At 72.1% G+C, this 17852-nt stretch carries 15 protein-coding genes; 7 read left to right on the top strand and 8 right to left on the bottom strand.

Features of this window, described 5'->3' with window-relative positions; translation table 11 throughout:
- Position 1 precedes the first annotated feature (1 nt).
- The 3 genes from B1H29_RS26775 to B1H29_RS26765 all read left to right on the top strand — a co-directional run bounded on the left by B1H29_RS26775 (position 2) and on the right by B1H29_RS26765 (position 4412).
- Positions 2–796, top strand: coding sequence for a thiazole synthase (locus tag B1H29_RS26775; RefSeq protein WP_055416503.1), 795 nt, complete (start codon positions 2–4; stop codon positions 794–796).
- A gap of 249 nt (positions 797–1045) precedes the next feature.
- The gene (gene pknB / locus B1H29_RS26770) at positions 1046–3016 is read left to right on the top strand and encodes a Stk1 family PASTA domain-containing Ser/Thr kinase (RefSeq protein WP_055416504.1); all 1971 of its coding nucleotides are present in this window, start codon (positions 1046–1048) and stop codon (positions 3014–3016) included.
- A gap of 514 nt (positions 3017–3530) precedes the next feature.
- A complete protein-coding gene (locus tag B1H29_RS26765) occupies positions 3531–4412 on the top strand; it encodes a deoxyribonuclease IV (protein WP_055416505.1) in 882 nt (293 codons plus the stop codon).
- A 24-nt stretch (positions 4413–4436) separates the two neighbouring features.
- Here B1H29_RS26765 and B1H29_RS26760 read toward each other — a convergent pair whose 3' ends face one another.
- Positions 4437–5084, bottom strand: a complete 648-nt coding sequence (locus B1H29_RS26760) for a sulfite oxidase-like oxidoreductase (RefSeq protein WP_055416506.1) — start codon at positions 5082–5084, stop codon at positions 4437–4439.
- Between the two features lie 182 nt (positions 5085–5266).
- On the opposite strand from B1H29_RS26760, the gene bfr reads away from it, so the two are divergent.
- Positions 5267–5770, top strand: a complete 504-nt coding sequence (bfr, locus tag B1H29_RS26755) for a bacterioferritin (RefSeq protein ID WP_055416507.1) — start codon at positions 5267–5269, stop codon at positions 5768–5770.
- Here bfr and B1H29_RS26750 read toward each other — a convergent pair whose 3' ends face one another.
- Both B1H29_RS26750 and B1H29_RS26745 read right to left on the bottom strand, forming a co-directional pair.
- Positions 5771–6004: a (2Fe-2S)-binding protein gene (locus tag B1H29_RS26750; RefSeq protein WP_055416508.1), complete on the bottom strand. Its 234-nt coding sequence runs from the start codon at positions 6002–6004 to the stop codon at positions 5771–5773. It abuts the gene before it with no gap.
- A 196-nt stretch (positions 6005–6200) separates the two neighbouring features.
- The gene (locus B1H29_RS26745) at positions 6201–7553 is read right to left on the bottom strand and encodes a class II 3-deoxy-7-phosphoheptulonate synthase (RefSeq protein WP_055416509.1); all 1353 of its coding nucleotides are present in this window, start codon (positions 7551–7553) and stop codon (positions 6201–6203) included.
- 163 nt (positions 7554–7716) lie between these two features.
- Between B1H29_RS26745 and B1H29_RS26740 the strand changes: the two genes are divergently transcribed.
- From B1H29_RS26740 to B1H29_RS26730, 3 genes are all read left to right on the top strand, one after another.
- Complete coding sequence (locus B1H29_RS26740) at positions 7717–10554, top strand: N-acetylmuramoyl-L-alanine amidase (RefSeq protein ID WP_055416510.1); 2838 nt, start codon at positions 7717–7719, stop codon at positions 10552–10554.
- A gap of 60 nt (positions 10555–10614) precedes the next feature.
- Complete coding sequence (locus B1H29_RS40240; protein ID WP_079160482.1) at positions 10615–10713, top strand: trp operon leader peptide; 99 nt, start codon at positions 10615–10617, stop codon at positions 10711–10713.
- 117 nt (positions 10714–10830) lie between these two features.
- Positions 10831–12750, top strand: a complete 1920-nt coding sequence (locus B1H29_RS26730; protein ID WP_055416511.1) for an anthranilate synthase family protein — start codon at positions 10831–10833, stop codon at positions 12748–12750.
- On the opposite strand, the gene B1H29_RS26725 is transcribed toward B1H29_RS26730, so the two are convergent.
- The 5 genes from B1H29_RS26725 to B1H29_RS26705 form a co-directional block, all read right to left on the bottom strand.
- Entirely contained in the window at positions 12702–13697 is a 996-nt protein-coding gene (locus B1H29_RS26725; protein WP_055416512.1) for a 2-hydroxyacid dehydrogenase, read from the bottom strand. The two genes, B1H29_RS26730 and B1H29_RS26725, sit on opposite strands and share 49 nt — an antisense overlap.
- A 268-nt stretch (positions 13698–13965) precedes the next feature.
- On the bottom strand, positions 13966–14994 hold the full coding sequence (locus tag B1H29_RS26720) for a 6-phosphofructokinase (RefSeq protein ID WP_055416513.1): 1029 nt from the start codon (positions 14992–14994) through the stop codon (positions 13966–13968).
- Between the two features lie 53 nt (positions 14995–15047).
- Complete coding sequence (locus B1H29_RS26715; RefSeq protein ID WP_055416514.1) at positions 15048–15725, bottom strand: response regulator; 678 nt, start codon at positions 15723–15725, stop codon at positions 15048–15050.
- A complete protein-coding gene (gene macS, locus B1H29_RS26710; protein WP_055416515.1) occupies positions 15722–16960 on the bottom strand; it encodes a MacS family sensor histidine kinase in 1239 nt (412 codons plus the stop codon). Before macS ends, B1H29_RS26715 begins: the two co-directional genes overlap by 4 nt.
- Positions 16961–17006: 46 nt before the next feature.
- Positions 17007–17795, bottom strand: coding sequence for a lysophospholipid acyltransferase family protein (locus B1H29_RS26705; RefSeq protein WP_055417693.1), 789 nt, complete (start codon positions 17793–17795; stop codon positions 17007–17009).
- Between the last annotated feature and the right edge of the window lie 57 nt (positions 17796–17852).

The raw sequence follows: 17852 nt of genomic DNA, 5'->3' as shown, positions 1-17852 counted from the left end.
CATGGCCGACGATCCCTTCGTCCTCGGCGGTACGGCGTACGGGTCCCGTCTGATCATGGGTACCGGCGGGGCGCCCAGCCTCGACGTGCTGGAGCGCGCGCTGGTGGCCTCCGGCACGGAGCTGACGACCGTCGCGATGCGGCGCGTGAACGCCTCCGTGCACGGGTCCGTGCTGTCGGTGCTGGAGAAGCTCGGTATCCGGGTGCTGCCGAACACGGCCGGCTGCTTCACCGCCGGGGAAGCGGTCCTCACCGCCCGGCTCGCGCGTGAGGCCCTCGGCACCGACCTGGTCAAGCTGGAGGTCATCGCCGACGAGCGCACCCTGCTGCCGGACCCGATCGAGCTGCTCGACGCGGCGGAGACGCTGGTCGACGACGGGTTCACGGTGCTGCCGTACACGAACGACGACCCGGTCCTCGCCCGGAAGCTGGAGGACGTCGGGTGCGCGGCGATCATGCCGCTCGGTTCGCCGATCGGGTCGGGGCTCGGCATCCGCAACCCGCACAACTTCGAGTTGATCGTGGAGCACGCGCGCGTGCCGGTGATTCTGGACGCGGGGGCCGGTACGGCGTCGGACGTGGCGTCGGCGATGGAGCTGGGGTGTGCGGGTGTGATGCTCGCCTCGGCGGTCACGCGGGCACAGGAGCCGGTGCTGATGGCGGAGGGGATGCGGTTCGCCGTGGAGGCGGGGAGGCTGGCCCGGCGGGCCGGGCGGATCCCCCGGCGGCGTTTCGCGGAGGCGTCCTCGCCGACGGACGGGATGGCCTCACTGGACCCCGAGCGGCCCGCCTTCTGACCACCGGTGCGGGGCGGGTTCCCCTGCCCGCGCTCGCATGGTGCCGCCCCCGCGCCCGGCCGCCCTCGCGGGGCGCCACCCCCGCGCCCGGCCGCGCTCGCGCGGGACGTGCCCCCACCGCCCGCCCGCTCCGCCCCCACGGCACGAGGGCCCGCGGCCCCGGTGGGGTACGTCACAGGACCGCTGCAGTACCGCCCCCGATCGTCGGCGGCGGCGCCGGGTGTCCGTGCCGGCTCGTAGACTCGCTGCGTGGACACGACCCTTCAGGACCCTCTCGTCGGGCAGGTGCTCGACGGCCGGTACCGCGTCGAGGCGCGGATCGCGGTCGGCGGGATGGCCACGGTCTACCGGGCCGTGGACACCCGCCTGGACCGCGTGCTCGCGCTGAAGGTGATGCACCCGACGCTCGCGGCCGACGCCACCTTCGTGGAGCGGTTCATCCGCGAGGCGAAGTCGGTGGCCCGGCTCGACCACCCCAACGTCGTCCAGGTGTTCGACCAGGGGGCCGAGGGGGCGTACGTCTACCTGGCCATGGAGTACGTCGCCGGCTGCACCCTGCGCGACGTGCTGCGCGAGCGCGGGGCGCTCCGGCCGCGGGCGGCGCTGGACATCCTGGAGCCGGTGCTGGCCGCGCTCGGTGCCGCGCACCGGGCCGGGTTCGTGCACCGGGACATGAAGCCGGAGAACGTCCTGATAGGCGACGACGGCCGGGTCAAGGTCGCCGACTTCGGCCTGGTCCGGGCCGTGGACACGGTCACCAGCACCACCGGAGCCGTCCTCGGCACCGTCTCCTACCTGGCGCCCGAGCAGATCGAGCACGGCACCGCCGACCCGCGGGTCGACGTGTACGCGTGCGGCGTGGTCCTGTTCGAGATGCTGACCGGCGGCAAGCCGCACGACGGGGACTCCCCCGCCCAGGTGCTCTACAAGCATCTGCACGAGGACGTGCCGCCGCCGTCGGCCGCCGTGCCGGGGATGGCGTACGAGCTGGACGAGCTGGTCGCCTCGGCGACCGCGCGCAAGCCCGAGATCCGGCCGCACGACGCGGTGGCGCTGTTCGCGCAGGCCCGTGAGACCCGCGGGGCGCTGAGCGCGGACCAACTGGACGCGGTTCCGCCGCGGGCCCTCACCTCGGAGCACGACAACGCCGAGGACCGCACCAGCGTGATCCCGCGCGCGCTGACCACCCCCGCGGGGGGATCCCCGTCCCGGCCGCTGCCTGTGAACGAGGGCGAGGACGGCGGCACGGGCGCCGGATTCCCCGCCGACGGGATCAACCGCACCAGCCGGCTGGCGGCTCCCCCGCCGGCGCCGCCCCGGCGCCGGCGGCCGGAACTGCGGCGCGGCCCGCTGGCGATCGTCGTCGCCGTCCTGCTGGTGCTCGGCCTCGGCACGGGCTTCTGGTACATCAACTCCGGCCAGTTCACCAAGGTGCCGCCGGTGCTGTCCAAGACCGAGGCGCAGGCCCGGGACCGGCTCGAGGACTCCGGGCTGGACGTCGGCAAGGTCCGGCACGCCTACAGCGACACCGTGGAGCGCGGCAAGGTCATCAGCACCGACCCCGGGGTGGGCACCCGCATCCGCAAGAACGACGCCGTGTCGTTCACCGTCTCCGACGGCCCGGACACCGTGAAGCTGCCGGACGTCCAGGGCTACAAGCTGGACCGGGCGCGGACCGTGCTCGAGGACGAGGGGCTGGAGCCGGGCATGGTGACCCGGGCGTTCAGCGAGGAGGTGCCCAAGGGCTTCGTGATCTCCACGAAGCCGAAGACGGGCACCACGGTGCGCGCGGACTCGGCGGTCGCCCTGGTCGTCAGCAAGGGCAGCCCGATCGACGTCCCGGACGTCACCGGCGACGACCTGGCCGACGCGCGGGCCGAGCTGACGGAGGCCGGCCTGAAGGTGGAGGTCGCCACCGAGCAGGTGAACTCCGAGTACGACGAGGGACAGGTCGCCCGGCAGACCCCGGACCGCGGCAGCCGAGCCGCCGAGGGCGACACGGTGACGCTCACGGTGTCCAAGGGCCCGGAGATGATCGAGGTCCCGGACGTGGTCGGCGACGGCGTGGACGACGCCAAGCGGAAGCTGAAGGACGCCGGCTTCCAGGTGGACGAGGACCGCGGTCTGCTCGGGCTGTTCGGCGACACCGTGAAGGACCAGTCCGTGGACGGCGGGGACACGGCTCCCAAGGGCTCGACCGTCACCATCACGATCCGCTGACGAGGCGGCTCGCGGGACGGGGACGGGCGGCACCGGTTCACCGCGAGCGGCGAGCGGCGAGCGGCGAGCGGCGAGCAAGCCGAGCGAGTGGTCACCGGCCACGCGCCAAGGGCTCCTGCCCTCTCCCCTTTCCCGGCGGCGACCGCCGCTGTGGCGGCCCCGCAGACGGTCGGGCCCCGCAGATGGTCGGGGCCTGCGGCGGCGGACGGGGAGGACGCCTTCGGGGCGGCCCCGGCGGCCACGCGACGGATGACGTCGAGGGCCTCGCCGAGCCCTCCTCAGGCCCCCGTGCCCCCGTGCCCCCAGGCCCCCGGGCCCCCGTGCCTCCGTCGACCGGGCTCCCGTGCGGGCCGTGGACGTTTTTGTCCGCCGGTCCGGCCCGGGGACCGGCCGCCGTCCGGCGGCGCGAAGCCGACGACGTCCCTCGTGTACGCGCCCCCCGGCTCGGCAGCACCGGTGCGGTCGTACCCTGCCCCGGGGTCCGCGCGCACGTCCTGGCATCCTTGGTCCGGACATGAGCACCGCATCTTCCCCCCGTATGCCGCGCAACCCCGTCGGCGGTCACGTCCCCGTGGCCGGCGGCCTGCACTCCGTGGGCCTGTCCTACGCCCGTGAGCTGAAGGCGGAGGCCGTGCAGGTCTTCGTCGCCAACCCGCGCGGCTGGGCCACGCCGGCCGGCAGCCCGAAACAGGACGAGGCGTTCCGGGAGGCCTGCGCCGCCGGGTCCCTCCCCGCGTACGTGCACGCGCCGTATCTGATCAACTTCGGTTCGCACACCGAGGCGACGGTGGAGCGGTCGGTCGAGTCCCTGCGGCACTCGCTGCGGCGCGGGCGGGCGATCGGGGCGCTCGGCGTGGTCGTGCACACCGGCAGCGCGACCGGCGGCCGGAAGCGGTCGGTGGCGCTGAAGCAGGTCCGGGAGTACCTGCTGCCGCTGCTCGACGAGCTCACCCACGACGACGACCCGTACCTGCTGCTGGAGTCGACCGCGGGCCAGGGCTCCTCCCTGTGCTCGCGGACCTGGGACTTCGGGCCGTACTTCGAGGCACTGGACGCCCACCCGAAGCTCGGCGTGTGCCTGGACACCTGCCACATCTTCGCCGCGGGGCACGATGTGACCGGGCCCTCCGGCATGCACCAGACCCTGGATCTGCTGGTGGACACGGTCGGCGAGGGCCGCCTCAAGCTGATCCACGCCAACGACTCCAAGGACGTGGCCGGCGCGCACAAGGACCGGCACGAGAACATCGGCGCCGGTCACATCGGCGAGGACCCGTTCCGGGCGCTGATGACGCACCCCGCGACCGAGGGCGTACCGCTGGTCATCGAGACGCCGGGCGGCAAGGAGGGGCACGCGGCGGACGTGGAGCGGCTGAAGAAGCTGCGCGACGGCTGACCCGGAGGGGACCCGTACGGCGGGTCAGAGCTCGGGGCCGTCCCCGGGCTGCTCCTGATAGGAGTAGCGCTGCTCCTGCCACGGGTCGCCGATGTTGTGGTAGCCGCGCTCCTCCCAGAAGCCGCGGCGGTCGGCGGTCATGTACTCGATGCCGCGGACCCACTTGGGGCCCTTCCAGGCGTACAGGTGCGGGACGACCAGCCGGAGCGGGAAGCCGTGCTCGGCGGTGAGCAGCTCGCCGTCCTTGTGGGTGGCGAACAGGGTGCGTCCGGCCGCGAAGTCGGACAGCCGCAGGTTCGAGCTGAATCCGTACTCCGCCCAGACCATCACATGGGTGACGGCGGGTGCGGGCGGGGCCAGGTCCAGGATCGTGGCGGCCGGAACGCCGCCCCACTCGGAGCCGAGCATGCTGAACTTCGTGACGCAGTGCAGGTCGGCGACGACCGTGGCGTACGGCAGGGCGGTGAACTCCTCGTGGGTCCAGCCGTGCTTGTCGCCGTCGGCGGTGGCGCCGAAGACCCGGAACTCCCAGCGCTCGGGACGGAACTTGGGGACCGGCCCGTAGTGCGTGACCGGCCAGCCGCGCTGCAGTCGCTGCCCCGGTGGGAGCTCGAACCGCGACGCTCCTTCCGGACCGCCTTCTCCCGATTCGTGTCCCGCCGGCTGACCCATGCCTCCATCCTGACAGACCCGGACCGATGCCCCCGACCCACCCTACTTACATTTGATCAAAACGGGACAATAGAGACTAAGCCTGCACTTACTTACTAAGTAGAGACTTACTGGACGATCTCCGGTGCCGGTGCAATCATGCGGCGCAACACGCCAGTTCCCGTTCGAAGGAGCGTCAAGCGATGCAGGGCGACCCCGAGGTCATCGAGTTCCTCAATGAGCAGCTCACCGCCGAGCTCACGGCGATCAACCAGTACTTCCTGCACGCGAAGCTGCAGGACCACAAGGGCTGGACCAAGCTCGCGAAGTACACGCGCGCGGAGTCCTTCGACGAGATGCGCCACGCCGAGGTGCTCACCGACCGCATCCTGCTCCTGGACGGCCTGCCGAACTACCAGCGGCTCTTCCACGTGCGGGTCGGTCAGAGCGTGACCGAGATGTTCCAGGCCGACCGGGAGATCGAGGTCGAGGCGATCGACCGGCTGCGCCGGGGCGTCGAGGTGATGCGGGCCAAGAACGACATCACCTCGGCCAACGTCTTCGAGGCGATCCTCGCCGACGAGGAGCACCACATCGACTACCTGGACACCCAGCTCGAGCTGATCGAGAAGCTGGGCGAGTCGCTCTACCTGTCGACGGTCATCGAGCAGTCCCAGCCGGACCCGTCCGGCCCCGGCTCGCTGTAGCTAGGCCGCTTCCGGGAAATCCGCGAGGACCGGTCCGCCCTGGTCGGCCAGTTGCCGACGGGGGCAGGCGCCGCGGCCGAGCAGCGCCTGGATGCGGCGTACGCAGCCGCCGCAGTCGGTGCCGGCCTTGCAGGCGGAGGCGATCTGCCGGGGCGTGCAGGCACCGGCTTCCGCGTGACTCTTCACCTGTTCCTCGGTGACACCGAAGCAGCTACAGACGAACACGCGGTTCACCTCCCGAGCGGTACGAGATCGTGGGGGCCAGGGTCGTGCCGTACCGACGACCGGAGGACCCGACTGGCCGGTGAGGCAAACCTAACCTTACCCATCGCGCCAGGCCGGCAAAAGTGGAGGGGGCGCGGATCGTGTGTGACCCGCGCCCCATTCCGTGCCCCTGCCGCCCGTCCGGCATCGCCCGACGGGCCGGCCGTCACTGGTCCCGGTACATCTCCGCCACCAGGAACGCCAGGTCGAGCGACTGGCTGCGGTTCAGCCGCGGGTCGCAGGCCGTCTCGTAGCGCTGGTGCAGGTCGTCGACGAAGATCTCGTCGCCGCCGCCCACGCACTCGGTGACGTCGTCACCGGTCAGCTCCACGTGGATGCCGCCCGGATGGGTGCCGAGCTCCTTGTGGACCTCGAAGAAGCCCTTGACCTCGTCGAGCACGTCGTCGAAGCGCCGGGTCTTGTGGCCGGAGGCCGCCTCGTAGGTGTTGCCGTGCATCGGGTCGGTGATCCAGGCGACGGTGGCACCGGACGCGGTCACCTTCTCCACCAGCTCGGGGAGCTTGTCGCGGATCTTGTCCGCGCCCATGCGGACGATGAAGGTCAGCCGGCCGGGCTCGCGCTCGGGGTCCAGGCGCTCGATGTACTGGAGCGCCTCCTCGGCCGTGGTGGTCGGGCCGAGCTTGATGCCGATCGGGTTGCGGATCCGCGAGGCGAACTCGATGTGCGCGTGATCCAACTGCCGGGTGCGCTCACCGATCCACACCATGTGCCCGGAGACGTCGTAGAGCTGTCCGGTGCGCGAGTCGACGCGGGTGAGGGCCGACTCGTAGTCGAGCAGCAGCGCCTCGTGCGAGGAGAAGAACTCGACGGTCTTGAACTCCTCCGGGTCGGTGCCGCAGGCCCGCATGAAGTTCAGCGCGTTGTCGATCTCCCGGGCGAGCTGCTCGTAGCGCTGCCCGGACGGGGACGACTTCACGAAGTCCTGGTTCCAGGCGTGCACCTGGCGCAGGTCGGCATAGCCGCCGGTGGTGAAGGCGCGCACCAGGTTCAGCGTGGACGCCGACGCGTGGTACATGCGCTTGAGCCGCTCGGGGTCCGGGATCCGGGCCTCTTCGGTGAAGTCGAAGCCGTTGACGGAGTCGCCGCGGTAGGTCGGCAGCGTCACGCCGTCGCGGGTCTCGGTCGGCTTGGAGCGCGGCTTGGAGTACTGGCCGGCGATCCGGCCCACCTTCACGACGGGCACGGAGGCGGCGTACGTGAGTACGGCGCCCATCTGGAGCAGCGTCTTCAGCTTGTTGCGGATGTGGTCCGCGGACACCGCGTCGAAGGCCTCGGCGCAGTCGCCGCCCTGGAGGAGGAACGCCTCTCCCTTGGCGACGGCCGCGATCCGGGCGCGCAGCATGTCGCACTCGCCCGCGAAGACGAGCGGCGGATACGACTCGAGGTCCGCGATCACTGCGCGCAGAGCCTCGGTGTCGGGGTACTCGGGCTGCTGCGCCGCGGGCAGGTCTCGCCAGGTGTTGCCAGCGCTCGGGCTGGTCTTAGCGTTCACGGTCACCCCTCAACCCTACGGGGTCGCGTCACGCGCTTTTCCCGTGGTTCGACAGGTGAGACGGCACCCCCCTGCGGGCCGCGGGACGGGGGTTGGTAACCTCACGCCCCTTTGAAGTTTGAATCACAGACATCTCACATACACACCGAGCGCATATCAGGGGTGGGACTTGAGCGCGGATCATCGCAGAGACCGCAAGAAGAAGAGACTGCTCGTCTACGGTGTCGCCTCGGTGGTCGCCGCGGCCACCACGGCCGGCACCCTGGCCCTCGCCTCGCCCGGGCTCCTCGGCTCGGACGACGCCAAGGCCGCCGCCGCCCCGGACGTCCGGCTGCAGGCCGAGTTCGAGCAGGCCGCGGAGGAGTTCGACGTCCCGCAGAGCGTGCTGATGGCGGTCTCCTACCGGCAGACCCGCTGGGAGGACCACGACGGGCTGCCGAGCACCACCGGCGCGTACAACGTCATGGGGCTCACGGACGTCGACCAGGAGAACCTCGGGGACGGCGACGCCGACGAGCGCGAGCACCAGCTCGAGCACATGAACCGCAGCGGCGACCCGGCCATCGAGAAGAACTTCGACGCCGAGAAGGCACTCGCGAGCCTGCGCGAGAAGCCCGTCGACACGAGCGACCCGCGGCTGCACACCCTGGACGAGGCCGCCGAGCTGATCGACGCCTCGTCCGAGGAGGTGCGGAGCGACCCCGGGGAGAGCATCCGGGCGGGCGCCGCCCTGCTCGCCAAGTACCAGGAGGACGCCACCGGGTCGCTGCCCGAGGACCCCGGCGCCTGGTATCCGGCCGTGGCCCGGGCCAGCCAGGCCACGGACCACAAGGGCGCGGAGCTCTTCGCCAAGCGCGTGTTCGAGTCGATCAAGACCGGTGAGCGCCGCCTCACCGTGGACGGCCAGTACCTCACGCTGCCGGCCGACCCGGCGGTCGAGCCGGACCGGGGCACCGACTTCGAGCTCGCCGGGGCCTACGCCGCCGAGGCCGCCGCGACGCCCGACTGCCCGGCCGGCCTGAACTGCGACTTCCGTCCCGCCGCGTTCAAGCAGAACAGCGACAGCCTGGACGACTGGGGCAACTACAGCATCGCCAGCCGTCCCGAGGCCGGCCACGAGATCAACTCCATCCTGCTGCACGACACCGAGGGCAGCTACGAGAGCGCCCTGGGCGTCTTCCAGAACTCCCGCACGTACGCCAGCGCGCACTACCTGATCCGGGCCTCCGACGGCCTGGTCACCCAGATGGTCGAGAACAAGAACGAGGCGTGGCACGCGGGCAACAAGTCCCTCAACATGCACTCGATCGGGATCGAGCACGAGGGCTACGCGATCAAGGACGGTAGCTGGTACACCGAGCCGCAGTACGAGTCCTCGGCCGCCCTGGTGAAGCACCTGGCCGGCAAGTACGACATCCCGCTGGACCGTGAGCACATCATCGGCCACGACGAGGTGCCGGGCGTCCTGGACGCCAAGGTCAGGGCCCAGCACTGGGACCCGGGCCCGTTCTGGGACTGGAACCACTACATGGACCTGCTGGGCGCCCCCACCGGCGCCGAGGGCCCCGGCGGCCCGTACCAGGCCGGTCAGGTCATCCGGGTCGTGCCGCCGTTCACCACGGCGAACCAGCCCAAGCTCACCAACGGCGGGTCCGCGGTCGCCAAGCAGCCCGCGAACTTCACCTACCTGTACTCCTCGCCGACCACCGGCTCGGCCACCCTCACCGACCCGTACCTGGGCAGCCAGACCTGGACCGAGGGCTGGAACTGGGCCAACAAGGTCGTCGCCGGCGGCGAGTACGTCGTCGCCGAGGCACGGCAGGACTGGACCGCGATCTGGTACGGCGGCAAGAAGGCCTGGTTCTACAACCGGGGCGGCCAGTTCGCCGCCGCCGTCGGCACCCCGGACGTGATCACGCCCAAGGCGGGCGCCGGCACGGTCCCGGTGTACGGGCGCACCTACCCCGAGGACAGCGCCTACACGGGCACCGGAGTGGACGTCCAGGACGACAACACCGCGTCGCTGACCAAGTACGGCGTCCTCGCCGGGCAGAAGTACACGCTGGCCGGGCCGGCCATCAACGGCTCCTACTACAACAGCGGCAACATCGACGGCTCGGGTGAGGGCTCCCGCACGGTGGTCGTGGGCGACACGGTCTTCTACCCGATCCGCTACAACCACCGGCTGGCCTGGGTCCGCGCCTCGGACGTCCAGGTGGTCGAGGGCGCCGCGCCCGACCCGGGCACCGACCGCTACGACATCCTCGGCCGGGACTCGTCGGGCGTGCTGTGGCAGTACCAGGGCACCGGCAGCGCGTCCGCCCCGTTCTTCGGCCGCTTCCGCATCGGCGGCGGCTGGAACACCTACGACGCGGTGACCACGCTGACGGCGCTGCGCGCGGACGGCACCGGCGACGCGGTGGCCCGGGACAAGAGCGGGGTGCTCTGGTACTACAAGGGCAGCGGCGACCTGACGGAGCCGTTCCAGAAGCGCACCCGGGTCGGCGGCGGCTGGTACGTCTACGACACCATCACCGGCGCCCGGGACCTCACGGGTGACGGCAGGCCCGACCTGGTCGCCCGCGACAAGAGCGGCGTCCTGTGGCTCTACCGGGGCACCGGCGACACCTCCGCGCCCTTCGAGAGCCGGAGCAGGATCGGCGGCGGCTGGTACGTCTACAACGCGCTGACCGGCACCGGCGACCTCACCGGTGACGGCAGGCCCGACCTGGTCGCCCGCGACAAGAGCGGCGTCCTGTGGCTCTACCGGGGCACCGGCGACGCCGCGGCGCCGTTCGAGGGCCGGACCCGGGTCGGCGGCGGCTGGTACGTCTACGACGAGCTGAACGGCCCGAGCGACCTGGACCGCGACGGGGTGCCGGACCTGGTCGCCCGCGACAAGGACGGCGTGCTCTGGCTCTACCGCGGCACCGGCAACGCCTCCGCCCCCTTCACGGGCCGGAGCAGGATCGGCGGCGGCTGGAACACGTACGACATGATCGTCTGACGCGGTCCCCGCCCACCGCTCCACGCCGCCCGCGGCCCCGCGGCCGTCCCGCATCCCGGGATGTGCCGCGGGGCCGCGGGCGGATGCGCTAGGGTCGGCGGCATGTTCGCGCACTCGATCCAGAACTGGTGGTGGACCGCTCATCCGGCGGCCCACTGACTGCGCGCGACGAAATACTTCGCGAAGGCCGCCCGAGGGGCGGCCTTCGGTGTTTTCGCGACCGGGACCGTTCCTCCCACCGAGAGTCTCGACGAGAGACCGAGAGGGACACGACCCATGACACCGCTCGACGGCCTCCTGGCCGACCCCCGCCCGTTCGCCCTGCTCCGCCGCCGCGCCCCCGGACACGACCACGACACCGTGGAACTGCTGCTCGGCCCGGTGACGGAGCACGACAGACTCGCCGACTTGCCCGACGAGGGGCTGGCGCTCGTCCCCTTCCGGCAGATCCGCGAGCGCGGCTTCGACGTCCGCGACGACGGCACACCGCTGCTGGTGCTGACTCCCGAGGAGCGGTACGGCATCCCGCTCGCCGAGGTCCTCGACCGGCTCCCCGCGCACGACGTCCGCGTCGAGGACGGCGGCTTCGACGTCGACGACGACGCGTACGCGCAGATCGTCGGGCGCGTGCTGGACGAGGAGATCGGGGGCGGCGAGGGCGCCAACTTCGTGATCCGGCGCACGTACGAGGGGCGGATCGCCGGGTTCGCGAGGACCGACGCGCTGGCGCTGTTCCGGCGGCTGCTGGAGGGCGAGCGGGGCGCGTACTGGACCTTCGTGGTGCACACCGGGGACCGGACGCTGGTCGGGGCGAGCCCCGAGGTGCACGTGCGGATGTCCGGAGGCACGGTCGTCATGAACCCGATCAGCGGAACGTACCGCTACCCCGCCGGCGGCCCGACCCCCGAGCACCTGCTGCGCTTCCTCGCCGACGGCAAGGAGATCGAGGAGCTGTCGATGGTGGTCGACGAGGAGCTCAAGATGATGTGCACCGTCGGCGACAGGGGCGGCGTGGTCGTCGGGCCCCGGCTGAAGGAGATGGCGCACCTCGCGCACACCGAGTACGAACTGCGCGGCAAGTCCTCACTGGACGTGCGGGAGGTGCTGAGGGAGACGATGTTCGCGGCGACGGTCACCGGCTCGCCGGTGCAGAACGCCTGCCGGGTCATCGAGCGGCACGAGGCCGGGGGGCGCGGCTACTACGCGGGGGCGCTGGCGCTGCTCGGCAGGGATGCCGGCGGCGCCCAGACCCTCGACTCCCCCATCCTCATCCGCACCGCCGACATCGACGCCGCCGGGCGGCTGCGGGTGCCGGTCGGCGCCACGCTGGTGCGGGGTTCGGACCCGGCGGGCGAGGTCGCGGAGACCCACGCCAAGGCGGCCGGGGTGCTGGCGGCCCTGGGCGTACGCCCGTCCCGGCCGCGTGGCCCGGCCGGGCGGCCCGGCCTGGCCGACGACCCCCGGGTGCGGGCGGCGCTGGACGGGCGCCGGGCCTCGCTGGCGCCGTTCTGGCTGCGGATGCGGGAGCCGTCGGGCACGCTCACGGGACACGCCCTGGTCGTCGACGCGGAGGACACCTTCACGGCGATGCTCGCGCACGTGCTGCGCTCGTCGGGGCTCACCGTGAGTGTGCGGCGGTACGACGAGCCGGGGGTGCGGGAGACGGTGCTCGGGCACGAGGGTCCGGTGGTGCTGGGTCCCGGCCCCGGCGACCCGTCCGACCCCGCCGACCCCAAGATGCGCTTCCTGCGCGCCCTGACCGCCGAGGTGCTCCTCCCCCACGCTCGACTTCGCTCGCGCGGGGGGACCCCCGTGAACCGGCACGGCGTCCTCGGCGTCTGCCTCGGACACGAGCTGATCGCGGCGCGGCTGGGGCTGGACCTCGTCCGCAAGGAGGTGCCGTACCAGGGGGCGCAGACGGAGATCGACCTGTTCGGGCGGCGCGAGACCGTCGGCTTCTACAACAGCTTCACCGCGCGCTGCGACGACGCGACGGCCGGTGAGCTGGCCGCGCACGGGATCGAGGTGAGCCGTTCGGCGGGCGGCGAGGTGCACGCCCTGCGGGGGCCGGGCTTCGCCGGCGTCCAGTTCCACCCCGAGTCCGTGCTGACGCTGAACGGCGCCGCGATCGTGCGGGAGCTGGTCGGTCAGCCGCGCGGTACGAGCACGTTCTCCGAGCGGCGGCCCTCGATGTAGTCGAGGACGTTGCGCGCCGTGGCGTCGACGATCTGGCCGACGGCGTCCTCGGTGTAGTACGCCTGGTGCGAGGTGACCAGGACGTTCGGGAAGGTGACGAGGCGGGCCAGCGTGTCGTCGGCGATGGCCTCCAGGGACTTGTCGAGGAAGAACAGGCCCGCCTCCGCCTCGTACACGTCCAGGCCCACGCCGGTGAAGCGGCCCGCGCGCAGCTCGCCGACGAGCGCGGCGGTGTCGATCAGGCCGCCGCGGCTGGAGTTGACGAGGATGGCGTCGTCCCGCATCGACTTCAGGGCGGCCGCGTCGATCAGGTGCCGGGTCTCGGCCATCAGCGGGACGTGCAGGGTGACCAGGTCGGACTGGGCGAGCAGCTCGTCCTTGGGGACGTAGCGCATGCCGAGTTCCATGCAGGCGGGGTTCTCGGCGATGTCCCAGCCGAGCAGCCGCATGCCGAAGCCGTGGGCGATCCGGGCGAAGGCCTCGCCGATCTTGCCGGTGCCGAGGACGCCCGCGGTGCGGCCGTGCAGGTCCCGGCCCATCAGGCCGTCCAGGCGGAAGTCGAAGTCCCGGGTGCGGGTGGAGGCGCGCACGATCCGCCGGTTGACGGCCATGGCGAGGGTCCAGGCGAACTCGGCGACCGAGTAGGGCGAGTAGGACGAGACCCGGGCCACGGTGATGCCGAGCCGCTCGGCCGTGTCGAGGTCGATGTTGTTGAAACCGGTGGAGCGCTGGGCCACCATCCGGGTGCCGCCGGCCGCGAGGATCTCCAGGACGCCGGAGCCGAGGTCGGCGTTGACGGACGTGGAGACGATCTCGTGGCCGGCCGCGATGGGGGCGGTGTCCTCGTTGAGGAAGACGTCGAGGCAGCGGACCTCGTCGTGGCCGAGGAAGGCCCGCTCGATCAGGGGCTTCTCGTCGGCCTGGACGCCGAAGACCAGGATTTCCATGACCGCTCCCGTTCTGCTGGGCTCCGGGCCGAATATACGGTGCCGGGCCCGGAGCCGCCGGTCAGCGGCCACGGGCCCGGGACAGGGGCACGGGGGCAGGGGCGCGGGGGCAGCGGGCACGGGGGCAAGGGCCCAGGGGCGGCGACCCGGGGCAGCGGGCACAGGGGCAAGGGCCCAGGGGAGGCGACCCGGGGCAGCGGGCACGGGCCCAGGGGCGGCGCGCAGGGGCCCACGGTCATGGGTCAGGGCAGGGGGCAGAGGTCACGGGTCAGCCGAAGAAGACCCCGACCTCCTCGTACAGTTCCGGGTCGACCGTCTTCAGCCGGGCCGTGGCCTCGGCGATGGGGACGCGGACGATGTCCGTGCCGCGCAGGGCGACCATCTTGCCGAAGTCGCCGTCGCGGACGCAGTCGACGGCGTGCAGGCCGAAGCGGGTGGCGAGCCAGCGGTCGGAGGCGCTGGGCGTGCCCCCGCGCTGGACGTGGCCGAGGACGGTGGTCCGGGCCTCCTTGCCGGTGCGTTTCTCGATCTCCTTCGCCAGCCACTCGCCCACCCCGGACAGCCGCACGTGCCCGTAGGAGTCCAGCGACTGGTCCTTGAGCACCATGTCGCCGTCGCGCGGCATCGCCCCCTCGGCGACCACCACGATCGGGGCGTACGACGCCCGGAACCGCGAGGTCACCCAGGCGCACACCTGCTCGGTGTCGAAGCGCTGCTCGGGGATGAGGATGACGTTGGCGCCGCCGGCCAGGCCGGAGTGGAGGGCGATCCAGCCGGCGTGCCGGCCCATGACCTCGACGACCAGCACGCGCATGTGCGACTCGGCGGTGGTGTGCAGCCGGTCGATGGCCTCGGTGGCGATGCCCACCGCCGTGTCGAAACCGAAGGTGTAGTCGGTGGCGGACAGGTCGTTGTCGATCGTCTTGGGCACCCCGACGCACGGCACGCCGTACTCGTCCGCGAGCCGGGTGGCGACGCCGAGCGTGTCCTCGCCGCCGATCGTGATGAGCGCCTCGACCTCCAGTTCGGCGAGGTTCTCCTTGATGCGCCGGATGCCGTGCTCGTGCTGGAGCGGATTGGTGCGCGAGGAGCCGAGGATGGTGCCGCCGCGGGGCAGGATGCCGCGGACGGCCGGGATGTCGAGGCGGACGGTGTCGCCCTCCAGCGGACCGCGCCAGCCGTCCCGGAAGCCGGTGAAGTCGTAGCCGTATTCCTGTACGCCCTTGCGGACGACGGCCCGGATGACGGCGTTGAGCCCGGGGCAGTCGCCGCCCCCGGTCAGTACTCCGACGCGCATGGAAACTTCCCTTCGCCGCAGATACCCGACGAAGGGTCAGTGTCGCGCGTTGCTCACTCGTCGTCGAGGCCGCGCTCTATCGCGTACCGCACGAGTTCCACCCGGTTGTGCAACTGGAGCTTGCCCAGGGTGTTCTGAACGTGGTTCTGCACGGTGCGGTGGGAGATGACGAGGCGTTCGGCGATCTGCTTGTAGCTCAGGCCCTTGGCGACCAGGCGCAGCACCTCGGTCTCGCGGTCGGTGAGCCGGGGCGCTCCGGGCCCGCCGGACTCCGCGGCCGGTGCCGGTTCGGAGGCGAGGCGGCGGTACTCGCCGAGGACCAGGCCGGCCAGCCCGGGGGTGAAGACCGGGTCGCCGAGGGCCGTGCGGCGCACCGCGTCCTGCAACTCCTCGGTGGAGGCCGACTTCAGCAGGTATCCGGTCGCGCCGGATTTCACCGCCTCCAGCACGTCGGCGTGCTCCCCGCTCGCGGAGAGCACCAGGACGCGCAGCTTCGGGTCGGCGCCGACGACCTCCTTGCAGACCTGGACGCCGGGCTTGCCGGGCAGGTTGAGGTCGAGCACGAGGACGTCGGGCCCGGTGGCCCGGGCGCGGCGGACCGCCTGGTCGCCGTCGCCGGCGGTGGCGACCACGTCGAAGCCGGACTCGGCCAGGTCCCGGGCGACGGCGTCGCGCCACATCGGGTGGTCGTCGACCACCATGACCCTGATCGGCTGCTGTCGTTCGGTCATCGGTCCGCTGCCTTCCCCCGTGCGGTGGTACTGCCGGTCTTCTTCGGCGCCTTCAGTTCGACCTCCGTGCCCTGGCCGGGCACCGAGATCAGCTCCGCCGTGCCGCCGAGCTCGCGCAGCCGGCCCCGGATCGACAGGGCCACGCCGAGGCGTCCCTCGCCCTCGGCTTCGGCGAGCCGTCCCGCCGGGATGCCGGGCCCCTCGTCGCGGACGGTGACGATCACCTCGTCCGGCTCGTCCTCGACCAGGATCCACGCGCGCGCGTGCTCACCGACGTGCTTGCGGACGTTGTCCAGGGCGGCTCCCACGGCCGCCGCGAGTTCCCGGGCCGCGAGAGGGGCCAGCAGGACCGGCGCGCCCGGCTCGGCGAGGTTCACGAGGGAGCCGGCGTACGGGGCGAGCAGGGCGCGCAGATCGACCGGACCGTCCGGTTCGTCCCGCTCCGGTTCCTCCACCGCCCGTACGACCGCGCCTTCGGCGGCGTCCTCCGACACGCGGGAGACGGGCACCAGGCCGCCGGAGACCAGGGTGCGCAGCGCGACCTCCTGCTCGCCGGCCATCCGGCCCAGCTCGGCCGCCTCGCCGCCGATGACGGCGCCGCGCCGCTGCACCATCGCCAGCACCTGGAGCACGCTGTCGTGGATGTCCCGGGCGAGCCGCTCCCGCTCCCTGGTCGCCGCCTCGATCTCCAGGGCGCGGGCGAGGGTGCGCTCGGAGGCGCGGGCGACCTCGACGACGTAGCCGATGGCGATGGAGGCGACCCAGACGAGGATGACGTTGTGGACGGTGTCGCGGGCGGGGGTGCCGCGTTCGATCAGGTTGGCGACGGCGACGAGGGTGGAGGCGACGGCCGCCCAGCGCCAGCCGCCCTTGATGGCGAAGGCCAGGACGGAACCGGCGGTCCATATCGACGGCAGGGTCGGGCCGCCGTCCATGACCCGCTCGTGCGCGTCGGCGAACGGCGTGAGGAGGATGCCGGTCAGCGCGATGGTGAGGTCGGCGGTGAGGAACCGCTTGGTGCAGCTCGCCGCGCCGGAGACCTTGGGCAGCGTCGCCAGCGTCCAGACGAAGAGGACGGCGTAGTAGGCGACTGCGAGCCAGGGGCGGTGGAAGCCGGAGTAGGCGGTGGTGAAGAAGCCGATCGCGTACAGCATGGTGAGCACGCGGTAGCCGGCGAGCGCGCGCCACAGCGGCTGCTCGACCGACATCCTCATGACTCTCTCGCGCCTGGCCATGTCCCCCCGTCCCCGGCCCCCGTACGTTCCCTCGCCCGTCCGGCGGCTACCGGTCGCCTGCGGGCCGGTCCTGCTCGGCCGCCGCCTTCTCCTTGGCCGTCTGTTCCTTCTCCGCCTGGGCGAGCGCGGCCTTCGCGGCCTTGCCCGCCTCCTTCTCGGCCTTCGCCGCGTCCGCGAGCTGCCGCTTCATGGCGGTCGCGTACATGTCGACGTACTCCTGGCCGGAGAGCTTCATGATCTCGTACATGACCTCGTCGGTCACCGCGCGGAGCACGAAGCGGTCGTGCTCCATGCCCTGGTAACGGGTGAAGTCGAGGGGCTTGCCGATGCGGATGCCGGGCCGCATCAGCTTCGGCATCACCGTGCCGGGCGGCTGGATCTTCTCGGTGTCGATCATGGCGACCGGGACGACGGGCGCGCCGGTGGCGAGCGCCACGCGCGCGAGGCCGCCCGGCTTGCCCCGGTAGAGCCGCCCGTCCGGGGAGCGGGTGCCCTCCGGGTAGATGCCGAACAGCTCGCCGCGCTCCAGTACCTCTATGCCGCTCTTGATGGCGGCCTCGCCGGCGCCGCGTGCTCCGGAGCGGTCCACCGGCAACTGGCCGACCCCTTTGAAGAAGGCGGCGGTCAGCCGGCCCTTGACCCCGGGGGTGTTGAAGTACTCGGCCTTGGCGATGAACGTCACCTTGCGGTCGAGGACGGCGGGCAGGAAGAACGAGTCGGAGAACGACAGGTGGTTGCTCGCCAGAATGGCGGGGCCGTCGGCCGGGATGTGCTCCAGGCCTTCCACCCAGGGCCGGAAGGCGAGCTTCAGCGAACCCCCGACGGTGACCTTCATCGCGCCGTACAACAAGCGAGTGCCTCCTGTGTCTGTGGGTCAGACCTTATCCCGGGG

This window comes from Streptomyces pactum, assembly GCF_002005225.1.
Lineage (GTDB): Bacteria > Actinomycetota > Actinomycetes > Streptomycetales > Streptomycetaceae > Streptomyces > Streptomyces pactum_A.
This window is presented reverse-complemented; position numbering and strand designations above follow the sequence as displayed.